This window comes from Agrobacterium leguminum (genome assembly GCF_015704895.1).
GTDB lineage: Bacteria > Pseudomonadota > Alphaproteobacteria > Rhizobiales > Rhizobiaceae > Agrobacterium > Agrobacterium leguminum.
Window position 1 is genome coordinate 150,898 of record NZ_JADQWB010000006.1, and the last position, 20,366, is coordinate 171,263.

A 20,366-nucleotide genomic window follows, 5' to 3' on the forward strand; every position below is an offset into this window, starting at 1 on the left:
ACCGGCTGCGCTTATTGGATCGCAATCCGTCCCTTGCGTAATAAGATGACTTAAATTCTCCAGAAAAATACCGCCTTATGGTGGCGCGGGTGAAGAAGGGTCTTGGGGTGCAGGGAAAAACCAAACACATTTCCATTCTGGCTGGCGGTTGCGCCGTCGTCGCTTATGTGGCCTTTTTGGCCCCGGCTTCCGCCTTTGCGCAGGAGGCCGGTACGACGGTGCTGCAGACCATCACCGTGGAGGGCGCCAAAAATCAGGATTCCAAGGCGCCCGTGAAAGGCTATGTGGCGAAAACCAGCGCCAGCGCCACCAAGACGGGGCGATCCCTGATCGAGACACCGCAATCCGTATCCGTCATCACCAAGGACCAGATGGATGCTCAGAACGTTCGCAATCTCAGCGAGGCGCTGAATTATGTTCCGGGTGTCGTCGCGCAGCCGTTTGGGGCGGATCCGCGTTTCGATGCGCCGCGCATTCGCGGGTTCCAGGGAAACCAGTTGCAGTTCCTGAACGGTCTGCGGCTGATGCGCACCGCCGGTGCGCCCTCCTATGAGGTTTACGGTCTGGAGCGCGTGGAAGTCATTCGCGGGCCTGCTTCCGTTCTTTTCGGTCAGGGCAATCCCGGCGGCCTCATCAATCTCATCAGCAAGCGGCCGACCTTCGAACGGTTCGGCGAAGTCGGTGTGCAGATCGGCAGCTTCGACTATTACCAGTCGATGTTCGATATTGGCGGCCCGGTGGCGGATAACGACAGTTTCGCCTATCGCCTGACCGGCCTTGCGCGCAACGCCCATGCCCAGACGGACAATTTGCAGAACGACCGTTATTTCATCGCACCGGCGCTGACCTGGCAGCCGGACGAGGATACGAAGCTGACGGTTCTTGCCTCCTATCAGCACGACAATCCGAGTTCGCCCTCCGGCCTGCCGCCGGCGCTGACCTATCTCAGACCCGGCAATATGCTGGACCGCAGCTTTTATGTCGGCGATCCGTCCTTCGATACGTCGAGCCGCAAATTCACCAATATCGGTTATGAATTCGAGCACCGTTTCGACGAGACCTTCACCTTTCGGCAGAATGCGCGTTATTCCAATTTCGACTGGTCCTACCGCGCGCTCGGCATGTCTTCGACCAATAGTGGCATGATCGGCAATCTCATCCGCCGCAATGCGACGTTCCAGGACGAGCTGCTGAACACTTTCAACATCGACAACAACCTGCAGGCGGAGTTCTCCACGGGGCCGATCGACCACACCCTGCTTGTCGGGCTGGACTACCGTTATTTCGACAATAACGTTAAAACCGAATTCTGGGCCGCGACGCCGCTCAATCCCGTCAATCCGGTCTATGGCGGGCCGATCAGCCTCACCTCGCGCACGCTTTATGCCGATGTGAAGACGGATATTTCCCAGATCGGCCTTTATGCGCAGGACGAGATGGCCTTCGAGAACTGGCGCGTCACCGCCGGCCTGCGGCAGGACTGGGCAAGCACCAGCGGCACGACCTTCAACGGCACCGCCTACCGTTCGCTCGACAAGGACGATCACAAGCTGACCGGCCGCGTCGGCGTCAGCTATCTGTTCGATGGCGGCATCGCGCCCTATGTCAGCTACGCGACCTCCTTCGAGCCGGTGCCGCAGCCGGCTGTCGGCGATGCGCCGAAACCGACCACCGGCGAACAATGGGAAGCGGGCGTCAAATACCAGCCCGAGGGTTTCGACGGTTTCTTTTCCGCCGCGATCTACGATCTGACACAGAAAAACGTCACGACAACGGTGGGCGGCGTGACGCAGCAGATGGACGAGGCGCATGTGAAAGGCCTCGAGCTTGAAGGCGTCGCAAGCCTTGCCGACGGGCTCGACCTGCGCGCGGCCTATACCTACATGGACAGCGAGGTCTCCGGCCGTGTGAACAACGGCAAGGAGCTGGACAGCACGCCCCGGCACGCCGCAAGCCTCTGGCTGGATTACACTTTCCCGGAAGATACCGCCCTTGAGGGTTTCGGTATCGGCGGCGGTGTGCGTTATGTCGGAAAACGCTATGGCGATGCCGCCAATACCTTCGAGATGAAGGGCCTCGCCCTGCTCGATCTCGGCGTGCATTACGAGAAAAACGGCTACCGCGCCTCGCTTCTGGTGCAAAACTTGACTGATAAAGAATATATTTCTAGTTGCTCCACTTTCGGATGCTATTACGGTGACGGAAGAACGGTTATGGGCAAGCTGACCTATCGTTGGTGACGCCATATCAAAGTGAAGCAGCAGGGGCATGACGCGCAAGGATCGATGGATGTCCCCCCTTTGGGGGCGGCGGGAATTTTTAGGCCTGCTCGCTGCTTCGGCTCTTGCTGGCAAGGCGCGCGCGGCGGTCACGCCACGCCTCGCCGCCATCGACTGGGCCATGCTGGAAACCGCCGTTGCACTCGGCGTCATGCCGGTGGCGGCGACCGAACTCATCCAGTTCCGGGTGGATGCGGTCGAGCCGGAAATCCCTGCAACCGTCGCCGATCTCGGCCTGCGCGGTGCGCCGAATTTCGAGCTTCTGCAACTGAGCCGGCCCGATCTCATTCTGATTTCGCCCTTCTACACCCGCTATACCGGCAGGCTGGAAGCGATCGCCCCGGTCTTCTCGCTGCCCTTTTACGTGAAGGGCGAACCGCCTTTCGCAAAGGCGCTGGCGGCGGTTTCAGCCCTTGGCGACAAGCTCGGCAGGGCCGATGAGGCGCGCAGGGTGCTGGGCGAAACGGAAGCGGCGCTGCAAGCCATGCGGACCCGCCTTGCCGGTTTCGCGGCGCGGCCGACCTATGTGATCAATATCGGCGACGCCCGGCATTTTCGCGCTTTCGGTGCGGATAGCATGTTCGGGGATGTTCTTGGCCGGCTGGGGCTCGCCAATGCCTGGGTGGATCGTTCGCAATTCACCTTCGCGGCCCCGGTGCCGCTTGAAAACCTCGCCGCTTTGCCCGATGCGCGCATCGTCATCGTCTCCGATATTCCGGTCGAGGCGCGGGAAACCTTGCGCAGCAGCGCCATATGGCGCGCGCTGCCTGCCGTGCAGGAAAACCGGGTGGTCACGCTCGGCAATGTCGGCCCCTATGGCGGCATCACCGCCGGCATGCGCTTTGCGCGGCTTCTGACCGAAGCGCTCTCGGCGCAGGGAGAAGCCCTGTGACGGCGCGGCCTCTCCAGCTTTTCTTCGGGCTGCTGTTCGTTCTGGCCTGCGGCCTTTCCCTGCATGCCGGGCTGCTGCGGCTGCCTTTCGGTGCATGGCCCGGCCTGCCGTTCGATGCCGCCACCATGTCGATGGATCAGGTGATTTTCGCCTTCAGCCTGATGCCGCGCGTGGCGGTCGCCATTCTGGCGGGCGCGATGCTCGGCCTGTCGGGCGCGTTGTTCCAGCAATTGCTGCGCAATCCGATTGCCGACCCTTCGACGCTCGGCATCTCGGCCGGCGCGCAGCTGGCCATCGTCATCGCCACGCTGTTCTTTCCGTCGGTGCTGGATGGCAACCGCGTCTTGGTGGCGCTTGCCGGTGCGGCCGGTGCGGCCGGCATTGTGTTTCTTCTCGGCTGGCGACGCTCCTTCGAGCCGGTGACCATGGTGGTGTCGGGGCTGCTGGTCGGCATCACCGCCGCGTCCGTTTCGGCCGCGCTGACCTTGGCGCAGGGCGAATATCTGATGTCGCTGGTCGTCTGGAACGGCGGCTCGCTCAGCCAGCAGGACTGGTCGAACGCCCTGTCCCTCGGTTTCCAGCTTGTTGCCGGGCTCGTTCTGACCGGCCTGCTGATTAAGCCGCTGACGGTCCTCGGTCTCGGCGATGCCGGTGCGCGATCGCTCGGCGTCTCGCTGTTCTCAATCAGGCTGGCGGTCGCCGCCGTCGCGGTCATGCTGGCCGCCTTCGTTGCCTCGGCGGTCGGTCTCGTCAGCTTCATCGGCCTTGCAGCACCTGCGCTCACCCGGGCGCTCGGTGTGCGGCGTTCATCTTCGGTGCTCCTGGTTTCCCCGCTTCTGGGCGGCCTGCTGCTGTGGTTCTGCGACGGTCTCGTGCAGCTTCTGGCAAGCACGACGGCCGAAGTTTTCCCGACCGGCGCGGTAACGGCCCTGATCGGCGGCCCGTTGCTTCTGTGGCTGCTGCCGAAAATCCGGCCGACCGATGTGCATCGCGGTGAAGGCGTCGAGCTGGCGACAAGACGCCGGCTTACGGCCCTGCTGCCGGTACTGGCCGTCATGGCGGGGCTGGTTTTTGCAGCGCTCGCCATCGGCAAGGGGCCCGATGGCTGGACGGTGCTGAAGGCTGACGATCTGCAAAGCCTGCTGCCGTTCCGCTGGCCGCGGCTGGTGGCGGCCGTGGCCGCAGGCGGACTTCTGGCCATGGCGGGAGCGCTTCTCCAGCGGCTTACCGGCAATCCCATGGCAAGCCCGGAGGTGATCGGCGTCAGCGGCGGTGCAGGCCTCGGTTTTGCCGCTGCCATCACGATTTTTCCGGCCGCCGGTCTTTTCGAACTGTTTTGCGGCGCCGGCATCGGCTCTGCGGCCGTCATGATCCTCGTCCTGCTGTTTTCCATGCGCCGACACCTCGCGCCGGAAAAAATCCTGCTCGCGGGCATTGCCATCAGTTCGCTCTGCTCGGCCGTTCTCTCGGCGCTGCTTGCCATTGGCGACCAGCGGGCATGGCAGATCCTCGCCTGGCTCAGCGGCTCGGGTTCGACGGCGACACCGGCTTCAGCGATCTTTCTCGCCATTCTTTCCATCGTGCTGCTGGCGGGCGCGTTGTCGGTCACGCGCTGGCTGACGATCCTGCCGCTCGGGCGGGATGTGCCGCTCTCCCTCGGCCTGCCGCTCGGCGCGGCGCGCATCGCCGTCATCGCGGTGGCGGGCATTGCCACCGGGGCCGCCTCGCTGCTCGTCGGTCCCTTAAGTTTCGTCGGGTTGATGGCGCCGCATATTGCACTTCGCGCCGGTTTCACCACGCCGCGCGACCATCTCTTCGCTTCCTTCCTGTTCGGCGCGGTGCTGATGGCGCTTTCCGATCTCGGCGCACGGACAGTCACCTTTCCCTATGAACTGCCGCTCGGGCTTTTTGCGGCGCTTGCCGGCGCGCCCTATCTGATCTGGCTTTCAGGCAGGCGATGATGAATTTTTTGAACGATGTACGGAGATGAGAACCATGGGTCAGGCAGCACTTGCCGTCGATTATGACGATATTCCGCTTTTTTCTCTCGACGGCGTGACCATGGAGGTGCCGGGCAGGACATTGCTGCAGCCGCTGACAGCCAGTTTTGCGACCGGCAAGACCATCGGACTGATCGGTCATAACGGTTCGGGAAAATCCACGCTGCTCAAGATTCTCGCGCGGATTCAGGAGCCGACGGCGGGCAGGGTCTCATTCGAAGGCAAGGCGCTCGGCGCATGGGGCAATCGTGAATTTGCGCGAAAGCTCGCCTATCTGCCGCAATATACGCCGGCCGCTTCCGGCATGCTGGCCAAGGAACTGGTGGCGCTCGGCCGTTATCCCTGGCACGGCGCGCTTGGGCAGTTCACCAAAGCCGATCAGGAGAAAGTGGACGAAGCGATCGAACTCACCGACACCGTCGCCTTCCGCGACCGGCTGGTGGATACGCTTTCGGGCGGCGAGCGCCAGCGCGTATGGCTCGCCATGCTGGTGGCCCAGAACGCCGAAAGCCTGCTTCTCGACGAACCCATCTCCGCACTCGATATGGCGCACCAGATCGAAGTGCTTTCGCTGGTGCAGAGACTGTCGCGCGAAAAGGGTCTCGGCGTCATCGTCGTGCTGCACGACGTCAACATGGCGGCGCGCTTCTGCGATGAGATCGTCGCGCTTCATTCCGGCCAGCTTATCGCACGGGGAACGCCGCAGGAGATCATGACGCCGGAGACGCTGCAGCGCATCTATGGCGTCCGCATGGATGTCATGACCCATGCCGCCACCGGCTTTCCCGTCGCCCTGCCGCTTTGAGGTTGTTGCAGCAAAACAACGGCCGGCAACGCTGGCTGTTGATGGCGATTCCGCACGCATTTCCCGCCCTAACAATGTCTTAATGGCATCCTACCGCCATCAGACATTGTTAACCGTTCCGCTTTCATCGCCTCCAATTAAGTTGTTTTGGATCGATTTCAGGGAACAAACGTTAACAGTGCGGAATTCAATATCCGGAGAGGGCAAGAAGGGCTGCTGCGGGTAGGAATAAAACAGGAGAAAATCAGATGAAAAAGGCTGTTGCCGTAACTTTTGCCGCATTGACGATGGGCCTCGGCGGAACCGCATCCGCGCTCGCTGCCGACCTTGCAAGATATGAGCCGGCTCCGCAGGAGCAGGACGATCGCAACGGCGTCAAGATCGGTTACCTCACCTGCGATATCGGCGGCGGCGTCGGTTACGTTCTCGGCTCGGCCAAGGAACTGGATTGCACCTTCCAGTCCACCATGGGCGCCCGTCGCACCGACCATTACACCGGCGCCATCCGCAAGATGGGTGTCGACCTCGGTTTCACCACGCAGGGCCGTCTGGTCTGGGCCGTTTTCGCCCCGACCGCCGGTTACCATCGCGGTTCGCTCGGCGGCCTTTATCAGGGCGCAACGGCTGAAGTCACCGTCGGTCTTGGCGTCGGCACCAACGTTCTCGTTGGCGGCACGTCCGGCTCCATCCAGCTGCAGACGGTCAGCGTGACGGGTCAGGTTGGTCTCAACCTCGCCGCCACCGGCACCTCCGTGACGCTCACGGCCATGAACTGATCGGCAAAGTGCCCGGCCCCTGCCGGGCATTCTGTCGCATGTCAAAAAACGCCCTCTTCGTTGTCAGACGGAGAGGGCGTTGTATTATCCGGGCCATGATTTCCATATTCAGAAGTGTCGCGGCGGTTACCGCCTGTTCTTTCCTTTTGGCGACAGCCGCTTTTGCCGAGGGCGATGCGGCCCATGGGGAGAAGGTCTTCAGCCGCTGTTCCACCTGTCACAGCGTCGACACCCCACGCACCCGCATGGGGCCGCATCTGATGGGTGTCGTCGGCAGGCCGATGGCTTCCGTGACCGATTACGGTCATTATTCGCAGGCGCTGAAGGATGCCGGCGCGGCTGGCCGGGTGTGGTCGGAGGAGGAACTGCAAAAATTCATCGCCAGCCCGAAGAAGGCGATACCCGGGAATGCGATGCGTTTTTTCGGCCTATGGAGTGAAACCGATATTGCCGATCTGATCGCCTATCTAAAAACGCGTCCGATGTCGCAATAACCGTTGTCGCAATAACCGTCAGAGCGGTGCTTCAGCAATAATCTCCTCCGCCTCTTCGAAGGTCATCGCCATGACCTTCGCGCCGATCTCGAAGCCGAAGCCGTTGCGGGCAAAGGCGGAGAATTCCCTGGCATTGCGCTTCTCGTCCAGTTCGACACGGCGAAACGGCCCGAAGGCGCGCTTGCGGGCGAAGATGACGGCTGCGACCAGATCATCGGTCTCTTCAAGCGCAACGGCGGCCGTTTCCCGTGCAATGCCCTTAACCTGAAGTTTCTGCGCGAGCCCGCGCTTCGACTTGCCGCTGCGCTGGCCGCTTCGCACGGCGATTTCCGCATAGGCGGTGTCGTCGAGCGCCTTGATGCCATAAGCGAAGGTTACGGCAAATTCCCCGAGCGCCCTGACCTGCGCCGGGCTGATATCCTCGAATTTTTCCCGCGCCTTGCGCATGATGGCGTCGCGCAGCTGCTTTTCCGTCATCATGCGCTGTTCCAGCCGGTAGAGGGCGGAATTGCGCGCCCAGGACAGCATCCGGCTGGTGGGCTCGACAGCCGGCGCTTCGCCGTCCACGGCCATGTCGTCGGTCAGGAAGGGGCTGGAATCGTCATTCATTCCGCTTTTATAGCGCGGTGAAGCCGTCTTGCCAGTTCCTTCCCGGCCCGTTTCCTCCGGTTTTTCAGTAGCTCAGGGCGTTTGCGCGCCGGTTGCGGCGACATAGACCGAATAAAGCGATTTCGTCGCGGTGATGAACAGGCGGTTCTTTTTCGGGCCGCCGAAGGTGAGGTTTGCGACCGTCTGCGGCACCCTGATCTTGCCGAGGAGCGTACCTTCGGGGGAAAAGCAGTGCACGCCATCGCCGGCGCTGGTCCACAGGTTGCCGGCAGTATCCAGACGGAAGCCGTCCGGCAGGCCACTGTCGAGATTGCAGAATTCCCGGCCGTTGGTGAGCTTTACGCCATCCACCACATCGAAGACGCGGATATGGCGCGGGCGGGAGACATCGTGGCTGTAGGAACTGTCGGCGACGTAGAGCTTTGTCTCGTCAGGCGAAAACGCAAGCCCGTTCGGCTGCATGAAGTCGTCGATGGCGATCGTGACCTCTCCCGTTGCGGGATCGAGCCGGTAGACACTGCGCGTCTTCTGTTCGGGTTCCGCCTTGTAGCCCTCGTAATCGGAAAGAATCCCGTAGGTCGGGTCAGTGAACCAGACGCTGCCATCGGATTTGACCACCACGTCATTGGGTGAGTTCAGCCGCTTGCCGCCGTAGCTGTCGGCAAGAACCGTGATCGAGCCGTCCACTTCGGTACGGGTGACGCGGCGGCCGCCATGTTCGCAGGAAACGAGCCGTCCCTGCCGGTCGCGGGTATTGCCGTTGGTGAAGTTGGAGGGCTGGCGGAACACCGAGATCCCGCCATCCGGCACCCAGCGCAGCATGCGCTCATTCGGAATATCGCTGAACAGCAGGCAGTTCAGATCGGCAAACCACACCGGGCCTTCGGCCCAGCGGCAGCCGGAATAAAGCTCTTCCAGCTCGGCATTGCCGACGATCAGATGGCGGAAGCGGTCATCGTGGATTTCGTAAGGGGAGGTCTTGTCTGTGGTCATGAGCGTGGTCCGCTTGGGGGCTTGTCGTTATGGGTTCAGCGCGTGGCCTTGGGGCCGCTTGCCAGAAGAATGACGGAGATGATGATGAGGCCGGTGAGGATGAGGCGGATGCCGGCGCCGAAACCATAGGTATTCAGCATCGACACCACCAGGAACATGAAGAGCGATGCCCCCCATATGCCGGGAACATTGGAATCGCCGCCCGCCACCGCCGTTCCGCCGATGACGACGACGGCGATGGACATCAGCAGATATTCTGAGCCCATATTGAGCGCAGCACCGCCGGAGAAGCTGGCGAGCAGATAACCGGCAATCGCCGCCAGCACCGCGCAGAGCACATAGGTGACGAAGCGTGCACCGTCCACCGGAATGCCGGTCATGCGGGCGGCGAAGGTGCTCTGACCGATGGCGGAAATCCAGCGTCCGTAAAACGAGCGGTCGAGCAGCAGCCAGGCGATGACCGAGAGCAGCAGGGCCACGAGGGCGACATTCGGAATGCCGAAGAAACTTGACGTGGCGAATGTGGCCAATGTTTCCGGCGGCTTGATGCGCAGGCCGCGGTTCGACCAGATGGCGATGGATTGCACGATGAAGCTCATGGAGAGCGTCGCGATGATCGGCGGGATGCGCAGGAGCTTGATCAGCGCATAATTGCCGATGCCGATGGCGATGCCGATCAGGATGGCGATCAGCAGTCCGGGCAGGATGAGACCGTCGGACACATCCATGAATTTCAAGGCCAGCGTGCCTGACAGCGTCATCGTGGCGGGAACGCAGAGGTCGATATTGCCCGGCCCGAGCGTGATGACGAACATCTGGCCGATGCCGACGATGACCGAAAAGGCCGCGAAGGTGAGTGCGGCATGCGACAGGCCGAAGGAGCTTGCACCGCCGGTGAAAAGCACGGTGACGATCCAGACGACGGCGGTTGCTGCGAAAGACCATATCCATGGTTTTCTGGTGAGGGAAGACAGCCCGTTCATTGGTTTTTCTCCCGCTTTTCAAGACGGTTGAGCAGGATGCGCAGCGCCAGCACGATGATGAGGATCGCCCCCTGCGCGCCGATCTGCCAGTCCGGTGAAATGCGCATGAAGGAGAGGAACGAACCGGCGAGCGTCAGCGTCAGCGCGCCGATGACCGCGCCGATGGGCGATACCCTTCCGCCGACGAATTCACCGCCGCCGAGAATGACGCCGGCAATCGAGAGCAGCGTGTAACGCAGCGCGATATTGGCGTCGGCCGATGTCGTCAGCCCGACAAGGGCGATACCGGACAGCACCGCGAAGAAACCGGCCAGCGCAAAGGTGCCGGCGCGAATGCCGACGACCGACCAGCCGGAGCGTTCGACCGAGCGGAAATTGCCACCGACACCGCGCATCAGCACGCCGAAGGAAGAGCGCATGACAATGTAATGGGCGACGACCGCGATCAGGATGCTGGCGACGATGGCGATCGGCACGAAAGGCGGTTTTGCCGTCATCAGCGCCCGGATGAAGGCGGGGGCCTGGCCGCCGGGCGAGGGCAGAATGAGGACGGCAAGGCCGCCCCAGACGAAGCTCATGCCGAGCGTGACGACGATGGAGGGCAGGGCGCGGATATGGATGATGGCGCCAAGCAGTGCATAAACCGCAATCGCACCGGCAAAAATCGCAATTCCGAGGATGGGCGTGGTTTGCAGGAAAGTGGCGGTCACACAGGCGCAGAAACTGACGAAGGTGCCCATCGACAGATCGAGATCGTTGACCGACATGATCAGCATCTGCGCAATGGTGGCGAGCGCAATCGGCACCGCCAGATTGAACAGCAGGTTCATGCCGGTATAGCTCATGGCGCGCGGCTGCATGTAGAAGACGGCGGCGAGCAGGAAGGCGAGCGAGGCGGCGGGAATGATGAGGCGGAGCGCGTTTGCCGAGAGTTTCATGCGTGGTCTTCTCCGGCAAAGGAGGCCGCCAGCACATTCTGCTCGGTAATATCGTCGCCGACGAGTTCCGCCTGGATGGCGCCGTCGCGGAACACATAGACCCGGTCGCAGAGACGGATTTCATCCATTTCGGTGGAGTACCAGATGAAGGTGCGGCCGTGGGAAGCTTCGGTTCTCAAGATGTCATAGACCTCCTGTTTGGTGCCGATATCGACGCCGCGCATCGGGTCGTCCATCAAAACCGTGCTGGCGGTGGTGGCAAGCGCACGGGCGAAAAGCACCTTCTGCTGGTTGCCGCCGGAGAGGGAGAGGATTTTGTTGCCCATGTCGGGCGTGCGGATTTCGATGCGCTTTTTCCATTGCGCCCCAAGCTCGGTTTCCTTGGCTCTGTCCACCATGCCTGCGGCTGAAATATCCCTGAGCGAGGCGATGGACAGGTTTTTGAGGATGCTCCACAGCGGAAAAGTGCCGTTCAGGCTGCGGTCGCCCGCCACGAAGGCGAGATCGGTCTTGCGCGCTGGTATCCAGCTATTGTTGCGGGCGAGATAAAGATCGAGAAGCGCTTCGGTCTGGCCATGGCCGCCGAGACCGGCAAGGCCGACGATCTCGCCGCGAAAGGCCTCGAAGGCAAGGCCTTCGCCCCGGCGTGCCGGCATGGAAAGCACCTTCTCGCCCGCCTTGCGGCTTTCACCCCGTCGTCTGTCCTGTTCCTTGACGACGCTGCCCATGGCCTCAACCAGCGAGCGGGTGGTGAAGTCGACGGCCTTCCGGTCGGCCACGACCCGGCCATCCTTCATCACCACGATACGGGTGGCCGTCGAAAGAATTTCTCCGAGAATATGCGAGATCAGCAGAACCGAGCCGCCCTCACGCACGAAACGGCGGACATAATCCATCAGCTGCTCGGCAAGACCGGCATCCAGCGAAGAGGTGGGCTCATCGAGGATCACCAGTCTCGGCGCGTGCGGTATGCGGCAGAAATTGATGGCGATTTCCACCATCTGGCGTTCGGCGATGGAAAGTTCGGCGATGGTCAGCTCGCAATCGATACCGTGGCCGGGAAAAATCTCGTCGAGCGTCTGCCGGATCGTCGTCAGCGCACGGCCGCGCCAGTTTCGCCCACCCGTGGCGGCATGCATGATGCGGACATTTTCGCTGATCGTCAGGTTCGGGCAAAGCGACAGTTCCTGAAACACGCAGCGAACGCCGTTCGCGCGCGCGGCGGCAATGCCATGGCGGTTTTCGTTGCCGCCATAGGAAACGGAACCCTCATGCGGCGTCAGCCCGCCATTGATGACGTTGACGATGGTGGACTTTCCCGCGCCGTTATGGCCGACGAGCCCGAGGCATTCCCCCGTGCGGATGACGAGATCGGCCCCATCCAGCGCCCTTACCGCGCCGAACACGACCTTCACGCCGCGCGCAGCGACGACTTCTTCCGCCTCGATGATGTCATTCATGAGCAACTACGCCAGTGATGTGAAAATCGGATAATATGGTGGCTATTGCGGCGCCCGTTCCGGGAGCGCCGCAATAGTCAAGCTCTGGGCCGATCCGGCCTATTTGGCCGATGCGATGGCCTTCTGGGCGTCTTCCTGCGAATATTCCACATTCGCCACGCCGCCCTTCTGGGTCGTCTTCAGGTTTTCCTCGAGATTGGCCTGGTCGATGCGCAGGAAGGGCACGGTCAGATCCTTCTTCACATCCTTGCCGTCGAGGATTTGCTGCGCCACCCAGAAAGCCAGCGTCGAGACGCCGGGAGCGATGGAGACGGACATGGTCTCGTAACCGCTTGCATCCTTCTGCTGCTTCCACCATTGCAGCTCGTCTTCGCGGTTGCCCATGACGATGGTGGGTGTCGGGCGCTTGGCGGCGGCGAAAGCCTGTGCCGCGCCGTAACCGTCGCCGCCCTGCGTCACGACAGCCGCGACTTCGGGAAGGCTCGGCAGAATGCCGGCGACGGCGCGCTGGGCGACGTCCTGCGCCCAGTCGCCATTGACAGAACCGACGATCTTGAACTGCGGGTTCTTGGCGACGCCGGCGGCGATGCCGGCATGGATTTCATCATCCACCGAAACGCCCGCGAGGCCGCGAATTTCGAGCAGGTTGCCGCCCTTCGGCATGGCCTTGGCGAGATAGTCGATCTGGCTTTCGCCCATCGCCTTGAAATCGACGGCGATGCGCCATGCGCAGGGCTCGGTGACGATGCCGTCGAAGGATACGACGGTGATGCCGGCATCGCAGGCTTCCTTCACCGCGCCGTTAAGGGCGGTGGGCGAAGCGGCGTTGATGACGATGGCGTCGTAACCCTGAAGAATGAGGTTCTGGATCTGCGCGGCCTGTTCGGTCGCCTGGTTTTCGGCTGTGGTGAAGGCGTCAGCGGCGGCGACCTGCTTGTCGGCAACCGCCTGCTTGGTGATCTTGTCCCAGCTCGTCAGCATTGCCTGACGCCAGGAATTACCGGCATAATTGTTTGAAAGCGCGATTTTTTTGGCCGACGTATCGGCATGAGCGGTGATCGGCAAAGCTGCGCATGCGACAGCGGCCGATGCCAGAAGCATCTTCCTGAAAGCCATTTGATTTCCTCCCTCGTGGCTTGCCCTTTTCGAGCCCGGAATTCACGCACGCCGCAAATCTCCTCGGCGGCAGGTGGAATTCCTTTGCACTGGAGCTCCTTTCCCCAGTAGAAGCGAGAATGACCAAGAAGATTTGGCTTGTATAGGCGGATCGCGGCAATCTTCCTGCGGGTTTCCGCAGAAAGCATGCGGGAACCCGCAGGACGAAACGCCACTGCCGGGCGCAGAATGAATGATGCGGCGCCCTAGGGGTTGAAGCTTCGCCGCGATGGTCGAAGGCAGGCGCTTGGGAGGGCGTCCGCACATGCTGGATACGCCGAAAAGCGCTCTTTTTCATCATTATATGGGCATTTCGCGGCTGCTTGCCGGGCAGCTCGAATTTAATGCCATCATCCAGGCGGTCGCCACCGAGATCAGCCATATCATCCCGCATGACCATATGGATGTCTGCATCAAGCAGCTGGATGACAAATATCACATCGCCTATGAGAGCGGTCTCGTCAGCGCCTGGAGCCGGCAGCCGCCCGCCCTTCTGACGGGTAGTCCTATCCGGACACTGCTGTCAGGCGAGGTGGAATATCTCTTGAGCGGCGACGCCTGCGCCGATCCGCGCTTTCATTTCGAAGGGTCGTTTTCAAGCCCGATCATCGAACTCAACCTGCATAGCCGCCTGCATGTGCCGATGAAGGTGCATGGCGATATCATCGGCGCGCTGAGTTGCTCCTCCCACCAGTCGGACGCCTATACGATGGAGGATGTGGCGAATGCCCGCGCGGTCGCGGATTTGCTGGCGCCCTATTTCTACGCCATCCGCGCCGCCGAGCAGGCCAAACGCTCTGCCATCGAGGAGGCGCGCGCCAATGCCCGCGAGGAGGGCCTGCGTTTAGGCGCGTTGCAATTGACCGAGGCGCTGGAGGCCGAACGGCAGCGCATCGGCATGGATCTGCACGACCAGACGCTGGCGGACCTGACGCGGCTTGCGCGGCGCATCGAGCGCATGAGCCATACCCCCGACCTGTCGGGCGAGATGCTGGAGTCGGTGGTGCGCAGCCTGCAGCATTGCATGCAGGATTTGCGCGAGATCATCGAGGAGGCGAAACCCTCGATCCTGCAATTGTTCGGCGTCGTTGAGGCCATCGAGACCTATGTGGACCGCTCCGTGCGCGATAGCGGATCGGCAATCGACTGGTCGGTGACGGATGAGACGGACGGGCTGGTGGAAAGGCTGGACAAGACGGTGGCGATCTCGCTGTTCCGCATCGTGCAGGAGGCGGTAAACAATGCCATTCGCCATGCCCAGCCCGAAGCGATTGCCGTGAAACTGACCGCAATCGACGGTGGGTTGCGGGTGACGGTCAGCGACGACGGCAGCGGTGGTGGCGAAAGCGGGGCCTCCGGCGGCCTCGGCATCGGCAATATGAAGACGCGGGCGCGGCTGATTTCGGCGAGATTCGATATTGGCGGCAATGGCACGGGAGCGGGAACCCGCATCACCGTCACCTTGCCGGCAGGCGCTTTCGACCGGCGGGAGGAGTTGTGACATGGATGTGCTGATCGTCGAAGACGATGCGCTGCACCGCGCCTATCTGAACGAGGCTGTGCGTGCCGCGCTGCCGGAATGCGACAAGGTGCTGGAGGCGGCAAATGGCAGAACCGGCGAAAAGCTCGCGCGGGAAAACCGGGCCGCCCATATCGTCATGGATTTGCAGATGAACGAGCGCAACGGCATCGAGGCGGCGCGCACCATCTGGAAGGAAAGGCCGGATACCCGCATCCTGTTCTGGTCCAACTATTCCGACGAGGCCTATGTGCGCGGTGTCTCCCGCATCGTGCCGGAAGGGGCCGCCTATGGCTACGTGCTGAAATCCGCCTCCGATGACCGCCTGCGGCTGGCGCTGCGCAGCATCTTCATCGAGGCGCAATGCGTGATCGACCGGGAAGTGCGTGGCCTGCAGGAAAAGAGCCTCGGCAAGGCGCATGGCTTTACCGATTCCGAATATGAAATTCTTGTCGATGTCGCGCTCGGGTTGACCGACAAGGCGATTGCCCGCCGCCGCAACCTGTCGCTGCGCAGCGTACAGAACCGGCTGCAAAGTCTCTATGAGAAGCTGAACGTGCATCAGGCCACCGGCGATGACGAGGCGGAAGGCCGGTATAATCTCAGAACCCGCGCCGTTACCGTCGCTTTCCTGCGCAAGCTGTTAAATTACAGCGCGCTGGAAAGGGCCGAGCGGGAGCTGTCGGAATGGGCGGGCAGCCGCTGATCCTCAGGGCAAAAAGGCAAGCAGCCGTCTTTCATCCGCTCTGAGGCCGGAGACGGGCTTTGCCCCGACTTTCAAGATGCGGCCAAGCTTTTTCTGCGCTTTCTCTTCCGTCGCTATATCGAGGACGGCCGGGTGCACATAGCTCTTGCGGCAGATGGCGGGCGTGTTGGAGAGCTCCGCCGCCGCTGCCTCGCACATGCCCTTCATGCTCGGCTTGTCGCCCGCCGCCACATGTTCCATCGCGTTGCAGAAGGCGGCGAGCGTTCCGCCCCAGGTACGAAAGGTCTTGGCGGAAATGCCTTGCCCGCCGATGCGGGAGAGGTAAGCGTTAAGGTCGCTGGAATCGACCGAATGCACCCTGTTTTCGCTATCCTGCCAGACGAAGAGTTCCTTGCCGGGCAGATCGGCGATCTCCTCGAGGATTTTCTGAAGGCGAGGGTGGCGCAATTGCCGTTTAACCTTCTGCCCGCCCTTGGCGGCAAATCGCAACTCGATGGTTTCACCGAAGGAGACGTGTCGCTTGAGCAATGTCGTTGCGCCATAGGTGCCGTTGGTTTCGAGATAGGAGCGGTTGCCGACGCGCAGATAGGCGGCATCGAGCAGCAGTGTGAGCGCTGCGAGCGTCATTTCCTGCCCGTGATCCTGTTTTTCTATATCGGCTATGGCGCGGCGGCGAATGGCGGGCAGCGCCCTGCCGAAGCTTTTGAGCTGGAAGAATTTCGTCTCGCCCCGGAGCGCATGCCAGTCGGGATGATAACGATATTGTTTTCGCCCGCGGGCATCGAAACCCGTAGCCTGCAGATGGCCGGTGGGGTCAATGCATATCCAGACGTCCTTATAGGCGGGCGGCACGCCGAGCGCTTTGATGCGCTTCAGTTCGACGGTGTCGGACAGAAGCTCGCCGCCCGGCAGACGGTAACAGAAACCGCGTCCGCGTTTTTCGCGGGCAATACCCGGCTCCTGATCGTTGACATAGGCAAGTCCGATTTTGGCAAGAAGGCGGGTGGGCGGCTGTGGCATGGTTTTTTCCGGCAGGTTTCACGCTGCGGCAAACGAAAAACAGGCCGCCTTCGTTCCGGCGGCCTGTCGTTCCAGTCGTGAGTTTTCTCAGCCGGTCTTTTTAATCAGCCGGCCTTGGCGATCCGCAAAATCTGCGATTCACCGCCGCCGCGCTCTTCGGTCACGGCATAGATCGCGCCGTCCGGACCGACCTTCACGTCGCGAATGCGCGCTTCCAGCGGCAACCGGCTTTCGGTGGCAACCCTGTCGCCATCGATATGCAGGATGACGAGGCCCTGGCTTACCAGACCGCCGACGATGAAGGCGCCCTTCCATTCGGGAATCTGGTTGCCGTCATAATAGGCCATGCCAGAGGGGCCGATGACCGGGTCCCAATAATAGACCGGCTGTTCCATGCCTTCTTTTGCGGTAACGCCTTCGCCAACCGACCTTCCGCTATATTCGACGCCATAGGTGATGACCGGCCAGCCGTAATTCAGGCCGGCTTTCGGCATGTTCAGCTCATCGCCGCCGCGCGGGCCGTGTTCCACGGTCCAGAGCCTGCCTTCTCCGTCCAGCGCTGCCGCCTGCAGGTTGCGGTGGCCATAGCTCCAGATTTCGGGGAGGGCGTTCTGCTGGCTGGCGAAAGGATTGCCTTCAAAGGCCTTGCCCTGTGTATCGATGCGGAAGACCTTGCCAAGCCCGCTCGACAGGTCTTGCGCCTGCACGCGCGGTTTTGAATCCGAACGTTCTCCGACGGTGACATAAAGCTCGTTGTTCGGCCCGAAGACGAGGCGGGAGCCGAAATGTTTGTCGCCATCATAGGTCGGCATCTGGCGGAAAATCACCGAGACATTGTCCAGCTTTGCCGCGCCTCCCTCCTCGGTCAGTTTCGCCGAGGCTACCGACGTGCCGTTGCCGCCATCGCGCGGTTCGGAGAAGGAGAAGAAGATGGTGCGCGATGTTTCGAAATCGGGAGCCAGCGCGATGTCGAGAAGGCCGCCCTGTCCGTCGGATGCCACCTCAGGCACGCCCGCGATCGCCGGGCCGGCCTTGCCGTCTGCGACGATATGGATGGCGCCTTCCTTGGCTGCGACGATCATGCGGCCATCGGGCAGAAACTCCATCGACCACAGATGCGGCAGGCCGTCCGCGATCACGGTTTTTTCGACGCTTGGCTGGGTGGCGGCCTGCGGCGCGCGGGTCTGGCCCTCAAAAGCCGGTTTCTGATCCGGCGCATTCGGCCGTTTCGTTTCGGCGGCCGGGGCCTGGGCCTGTGCAATGCCGGCAAGCGGCACGGCGAGCAACGCACACAGGATCGTCGAACTCAGAAATCGGTTGTTATGGAACATGGGACTCCCTTCCTTCGTTTACGTCAGGCAGAGAACCATTTGGGGAGGATTTCGTTTCCTGCGATAGTTTCAAGAAAACTTGATCACGCCGTGTGCAGGCTGCACGCTCTTTTCTCATCCATGCGAATTCATAAGGAACCGCCGGCCTGCGCTCACGTTTTCCCCTTTGTTACACGGAGGGCGCCATGCAGATCATCGACAACAAGACCATAGACGGGAACAGAACCAAGCCGATCCTCAACGTTGCGGAATTCTGCAGGCGTTACCGGCTGGACAAGGCCGAGGAAACCCGGCTCAGAAAGCTGTTCGGCGAGTTCGCCTCGCGGCACGAGCTTTTGATGAATGCGCAGCGCAAGCCGAGCTTCCGTTGATCATTCCTCCGGGTCGATAGATTTTCCGAATATCATGAAGACATCATAACGGGTGTTCTTGCCCATTATCTGATGCGAAGGCTTGCGAATGCCCGGCATCGGCTCGGCGCGCAGGGGCCATTTCAGAACCACCCGCTTCGTCGCATTCTCCAGCGCAGCTTCCATCAGCTCCACCTGGTCCGGGTCGGAGCCAACCAGTTCCCTCAGCACCCGCATCTCTTTTTTCACCAGCGCCGTGTTATGGCGCGGCGGATGCATGGGGTCGACGATCACCACTTCCGGTGAAAGCTCTTTCAGCAACTGGCGTGAATCTCCGTGAAGCAGCGTCATGCGCGCCGCCGCCTCGGCATAGGCGCCGCCAGCCTCCAATGCGCGGCGAATGCCGTCTGCAAGATGGGCATGCATTCCCGGCGAGCGTTCGATCAGCGTTACTTCCGCTCCCAGTGAGGCCAGCAGAAAAGCGTCGCGCCCGAGGCCTGCGGTCGCATCCACGATTTTCGGCGTGCGGCCCTTCGTGAAACCCGCGGCTTTCGGCAGGGCCTGTCCGCGCCCCTCGCCGGAGCGGAAACGATGTCCGACTGCACCGCCGACAAAATCTACTACGAAGCTTTCGTCTTTTTCTTTCATCGCAGGCCTCAGAAGGGGCAGGGCACGGTATAGGTGACGTCGCGGCCATCCGGATGGCGGAACCCGACCTCCTGCGCATGCAGCATCAGACGCGGCGCGGCGGCAAGCGCTTCGCCCTCGGCATAAAATTCATCGCCGAGAATGGGGTGGCCAAGCGCCTTCATATGCACCCGCAATTGGTGGGTGCGGCCGGTAAGCGGGGTCAGCGCCAGCCGCGTTGCCGGAAGCGGCAATCGTTCCAGCACCCTCCAAAGGCTCTGCGCCGGCTTGCCGTTCTCGTGGTCGACCCGGTGGCGGGGCTTGTTTTCGGGATCGATGGCGAGCGGCAGGTCCACTTCTCCCGCTTCTCCCGCAACCTCTCCCCAGACAATGGCGACATAGGATTTGCGTGTCTGGCGGTTTTCAAACTGCGACGCAATCGCCGCATGCGCCTCGCGGTTCAGGGACATCAGCACGATGCCGGAGGTGTCCTTGTCCAGCCGGTTGATCATCAGCGCTTTTGGGAACTGTTTCTGCACCCGCGTCATCAGGCTGTCCGAAAGCGCCGGATCGCGCCCCGGCACCGATAAAAGCCCGCTTGGCTTGTCGAGCACCAGCAGATCGTCGTCGCGGTGCACGATGGTGAGCCAGGGGTCGAGTGGCGGATGATAGACGGGGTTGGAAAGCTCGGATGACATGTCGCTTCCTTAGCACGAATTGCGCATTCGGACAGGCGCTAGAGCATTTCCAGGAAAAGTGGACCCCGGTTTTCCGTCCGGAAATGCGCCAAAACAAAGAGTTAGAGTGCTTTCGCGATTCGAAGAAAAGCGAAAAAACTCTAGTCGGGAATATGCAAATTGACGCGTCCGCTGGTCAGGTCGCTTAAAAGCCGGGTGAGCCGTTCGGCTTCCTCCGCCGGAACCGAAAGCAGCATATCCGCGCCGGTGCCGGTGAAATCTTCCCTTTCCAGACGCAGATTCGGTGTGGCGGAAAGACGCGATTTCACCAGCGCCAGATCGGAAAAGGGGCAACTCAGCGTCGCGCTGACATAGGCGATGACCGGCGAGGTTTCTCCAAGCCGGAGACACGCTGCCGCCGTGCCGCCATAGGCGCGCATCAGCCCGCCGCTGCCGAGCAGGATGCCGCCGAACCAGCGGATGACGAGAACGGCGACATTGTCCAGCGCCTGGCCGTCGATAGCCTGAAGGATCGGTTTCCCGGCCGTGCCCGAAGGCTCGCCGTCATCGCTGAAACGATAGGTCTGGCCGCTTCGCCATGCCCAGCAATTATGGTTCGCATCCGGATCGGAATGCGCCGCTAGAAAGTTTTTCGCATCCTCTTCGCCCGTCACAGGCGCGGCAAAGGCGATGAAGCGGCTTTTCTTGATATCCTGCGAAAAGGTGACGGGGCGGTCGAGCGTGAACATGGG

20 protein-coding genes are annotated in these 20,366 nt (G+C 61.7%); 9 read left to right on the forward strand and 11 right to left on the reverse strand.

Features of this window, described 5'->3' with window-relative positions; genetic code table 11:
• Nucleotides 1-77 precede the first annotated feature (77 nt).
• From I3J13_RS11610 to I3J13_RS11635, 6 genes are all read left to right on the forward strand, one after another.
• Nucleotides 78-2,240: a TonB-dependent siderophore receptor gene (locus I3J13_RS11610; protein ID WP_196378888.1), complete on the forward strand. Its 2,163-nt coding sequence runs from the start codon at nucleotides 78-80 to the stop codon at nucleotides 2,238-2,240.
• A 28-nt stretch (nucleotides 2,241-2,268) separates the two neighbouring features.
• On the forward strand, nucleotides 2,269-3,171 hold the full coding sequence (locus I3J13_RS11615) for an iron-siderophore ABC transporter substrate-binding protein (RefSeq protein WP_196378889.1): 903 nt from the start codon (nucleotides 2,269-2,271) through the stop codon (nucleotides 3,169-3,171).
• Nucleotides 3,168-5,132 carry a Fe(3+)-hydroxamate ABC transporter permease FhuB gene (gene fhuB / locus I3J13_RS11620; RefSeq protein WP_196378890.1) on the forward strand — a complete coding sequence of 655 codons (1,965 nt, stop codon included), beginning with the start codon at nucleotides 3,168-3,170 and terminating at the stop codon, nucleotides 5,130-5,132. Before I3J13_RS11615 ends, fhuB begins: the two co-directional genes overlap by 4 nt.
• Before the next feature lie 34 nt (nucleotides 5,133-5,166).
• The gene (locus I3J13_RS11625; protein ID WP_035263594.1) at nucleotides 5,167-5,976 is read left to right on the forward strand and encodes an ATP-binding cassette domain-containing protein; all 810 of its coding nucleotides are present in this window, start codon (nucleotides 5,167-5,169) and stop codon (nucleotides 5,974-5,976) included.
• 248 nt (nucleotides 5,977-6,224) lie between these two features.
• The gene (locus I3J13_RS11630) at nucleotides 6,225-6,752 is read left to right on the forward strand and encodes a DUF992 domain-containing protein (protein WP_003522107.1); all 528 of its coding nucleotides are present in this window, start codon (nucleotides 6,225-6,227) and stop codon (nucleotides 6,750-6,752) included.
• A gap of 95 nt (nucleotides 6,753-6,847) precedes the next feature.
• On the forward strand, nucleotides 6,848-7,246 hold the full coding sequence (locus I3J13_RS11635; protein WP_196378891.1) for a c-type cytochrome: 399 nt from the start codon (nucleotides 6,848-6,850) through the stop codon (nucleotides 7,244-7,246).
• An 18-nt stretch (nucleotides 7,247-7,264) separates the two neighbouring features.
• On the opposite strand, the gene recX is transcribed toward I3J13_RS11635, so the two are convergent.
• From recX to I3J13_RS11665, 6 genes are all read right to left on the reverse strand, one after another.
• Nucleotides 7,265-7,855 (reverse strand): recombination regulator RecX, encoded by a 591-nt coding sequence (recX, locus tag I3J13_RS11640; protein WP_196378892.1) that lies wholly within the window; start codon nucleotides 7,853-7,855, stop codon nucleotides 7,265-7,267.
• Between the two features lie 72 nt (nucleotides 7,856-7,927).
• On the reverse strand, nucleotides 7,928-8,848 hold the full coding sequence (locus tag I3J13_RS11645; RefSeq protein WP_196378893.1) for an SMP-30/gluconolactonase/LRE family protein: 921 nt from the start codon (nucleotides 8,846-8,848) through the stop codon (nucleotides 7,928-7,930).
• A gap of 35 nt (nucleotides 8,849-8,883) precedes the next feature.
• Complete coding sequence (locus I3J13_RS11650) at nucleotides 8,884-9,831, reverse strand: ABC transporter permease (RefSeq protein ID WP_003522111.1); 948 nt, start codon at nucleotides 9,829-9,831, stop codon at nucleotides 8,884-8,886.
• On the reverse strand, nucleotides 9,828-10,769 hold the full coding sequence (locus I3J13_RS11655; RefSeq protein ID WP_196378894.1) for an ABC transporter permease: 942 nt from the start codon (nucleotides 10,767-10,769) through the stop codon (nucleotides 9,828-9,830). Before I3J13_RS11655 ends, I3J13_RS11650 begins: the two co-directional genes overlap by 4 nt.
• Nucleotides 10,766-12,229 carry an ATP-binding cassette domain-containing protein gene (locus tag I3J13_RS11660; protein ID WP_196378895.1) on the reverse strand — a complete coding sequence of 488 codons (1,464 nt, stop codon included), beginning with the start codon at nucleotides 12,227-12,229 and terminating at the stop codon, nucleotides 10,766-10,768. Before I3J13_RS11660 ends, I3J13_RS11655 begins: the two co-directional genes overlap by 4 nt.
• 99 nt (nucleotides 12,230-12,328) lie before the next feature.
• Entirely contained in the window at nucleotides 12,329-13,345 is a 1,017-nt protein-coding gene (locus I3J13_RS11665) for an ABC transporter substrate-binding protein (RefSeq protein WP_003522114.1), read from the reverse strand.
• Nucleotides 13,346-13,649: 304 nt separating this feature from the next.
• Here I3J13_RS11665 and I3J13_RS11670 point away from each other — a divergent pair, with 304 nt between their 5' ends.
• Both I3J13_RS11670 and I3J13_RS11675 read left to right on the forward strand, forming a co-directional pair.
• Nucleotides 13,650-14,885: a GAF domain-containing sensor histidine kinase gene (locus I3J13_RS11670; protein ID WP_196378896.1), complete on the forward strand. Its 1,236-nt coding sequence runs from the start codon at nucleotides 13,650-13,652 to the stop codon at nucleotides 14,883-14,885.
• Between the two features lies 1 nt (nucleotide 14,886).
• Nucleotides 14,887-15,609: a response regulator transcription factor gene (locus I3J13_RS11675; protein WP_196378897.1), complete on the forward strand. Its 723-nt coding sequence runs from the start codon at nucleotides 14,887-14,889 to the stop codon at nucleotides 15,607-15,609.
• Between the two features lie 3 nt (nucleotides 15,610-15,612).
• Here I3J13_RS11675 and I3J13_RS11680 read toward each other — a convergent pair whose 3' ends face one another.
• On the reverse strand, nucleotides 15,613-16,629 hold the full coding sequence (locus I3J13_RS11680; RefSeq protein ID WP_196378898.1) for a DNA topoisomerase IB: 1,017 nt from the start codon (nucleotides 16,627-16,629) through the stop codon (nucleotides 15,613-15,615).
• Between the two features lie 104 nt (nucleotides 16,630-16,733).
• Nucleotides 16,734-17,960 (reverse strand): PQQ-dependent sugar dehydrogenase, encoded by a 1,227-nt coding sequence (locus I3J13_RS11685; protein WP_196378899.1) that lies wholly within the window; start codon nucleotides 17,958-17,960, stop codon nucleotides 16,734-16,736.
• Between the two features lie 185 nt (nucleotides 17,961-18,145).
• Between I3J13_RS11685 and I3J13_RS11690 the strand changes: the two genes are divergently transcribed.
• On the forward strand, nucleotides 18,146-18,331 hold the full coding sequence (locus I3J13_RS11690; RefSeq protein WP_003508485.1) for a hypothetical protein: 186 nt from the start codon (nucleotides 18,146-18,148) through the stop codon (nucleotides 18,329-18,331).
• Here the strand turns inward: I3J13_RS11690 and I3J13_RS11695 are convergent, their stop codons facing one another.
• The 3 genes from I3J13_RS11695 to I3J13_RS11705 form a co-directional block, all read right to left on the reverse strand.
• Nucleotides 18,332-18,958, reverse strand: coding sequence for a class I SAM-dependent methyltransferase (locus tag I3J13_RS11695; protein WP_080853887.1), 627 nt, complete (start codon nucleotides 18,956-18,958; stop codon nucleotides 18,332-18,334). It lies immediately after the preceding gene.
• Nucleotides 18,959-18,966: 8 nt separating this feature from the next.
• Complete coding sequence (locus I3J13_RS11700; RefSeq protein WP_196378900.1) at nucleotides 18,967-19,635, reverse strand: pseudouridine synthase; 669 nt, start codon at nucleotides 19,633-19,635, stop codon at nucleotides 18,967-18,969.
• A 140-nt stretch (nucleotides 19,636-19,775) separates the two neighbouring features.
• Nucleotides 19,776-20,363, reverse strand: a complete 588-nt coding sequence (locus tag I3J13_RS11705) for an IMPACT family protein (protein ID WP_196378901.1) — start codon at nucleotides 20,361-20,363, stop codon at nucleotides 19,776-19,778.
• Nucleotides 20,364-20,366: the final 3 nt, after the last annotated feature.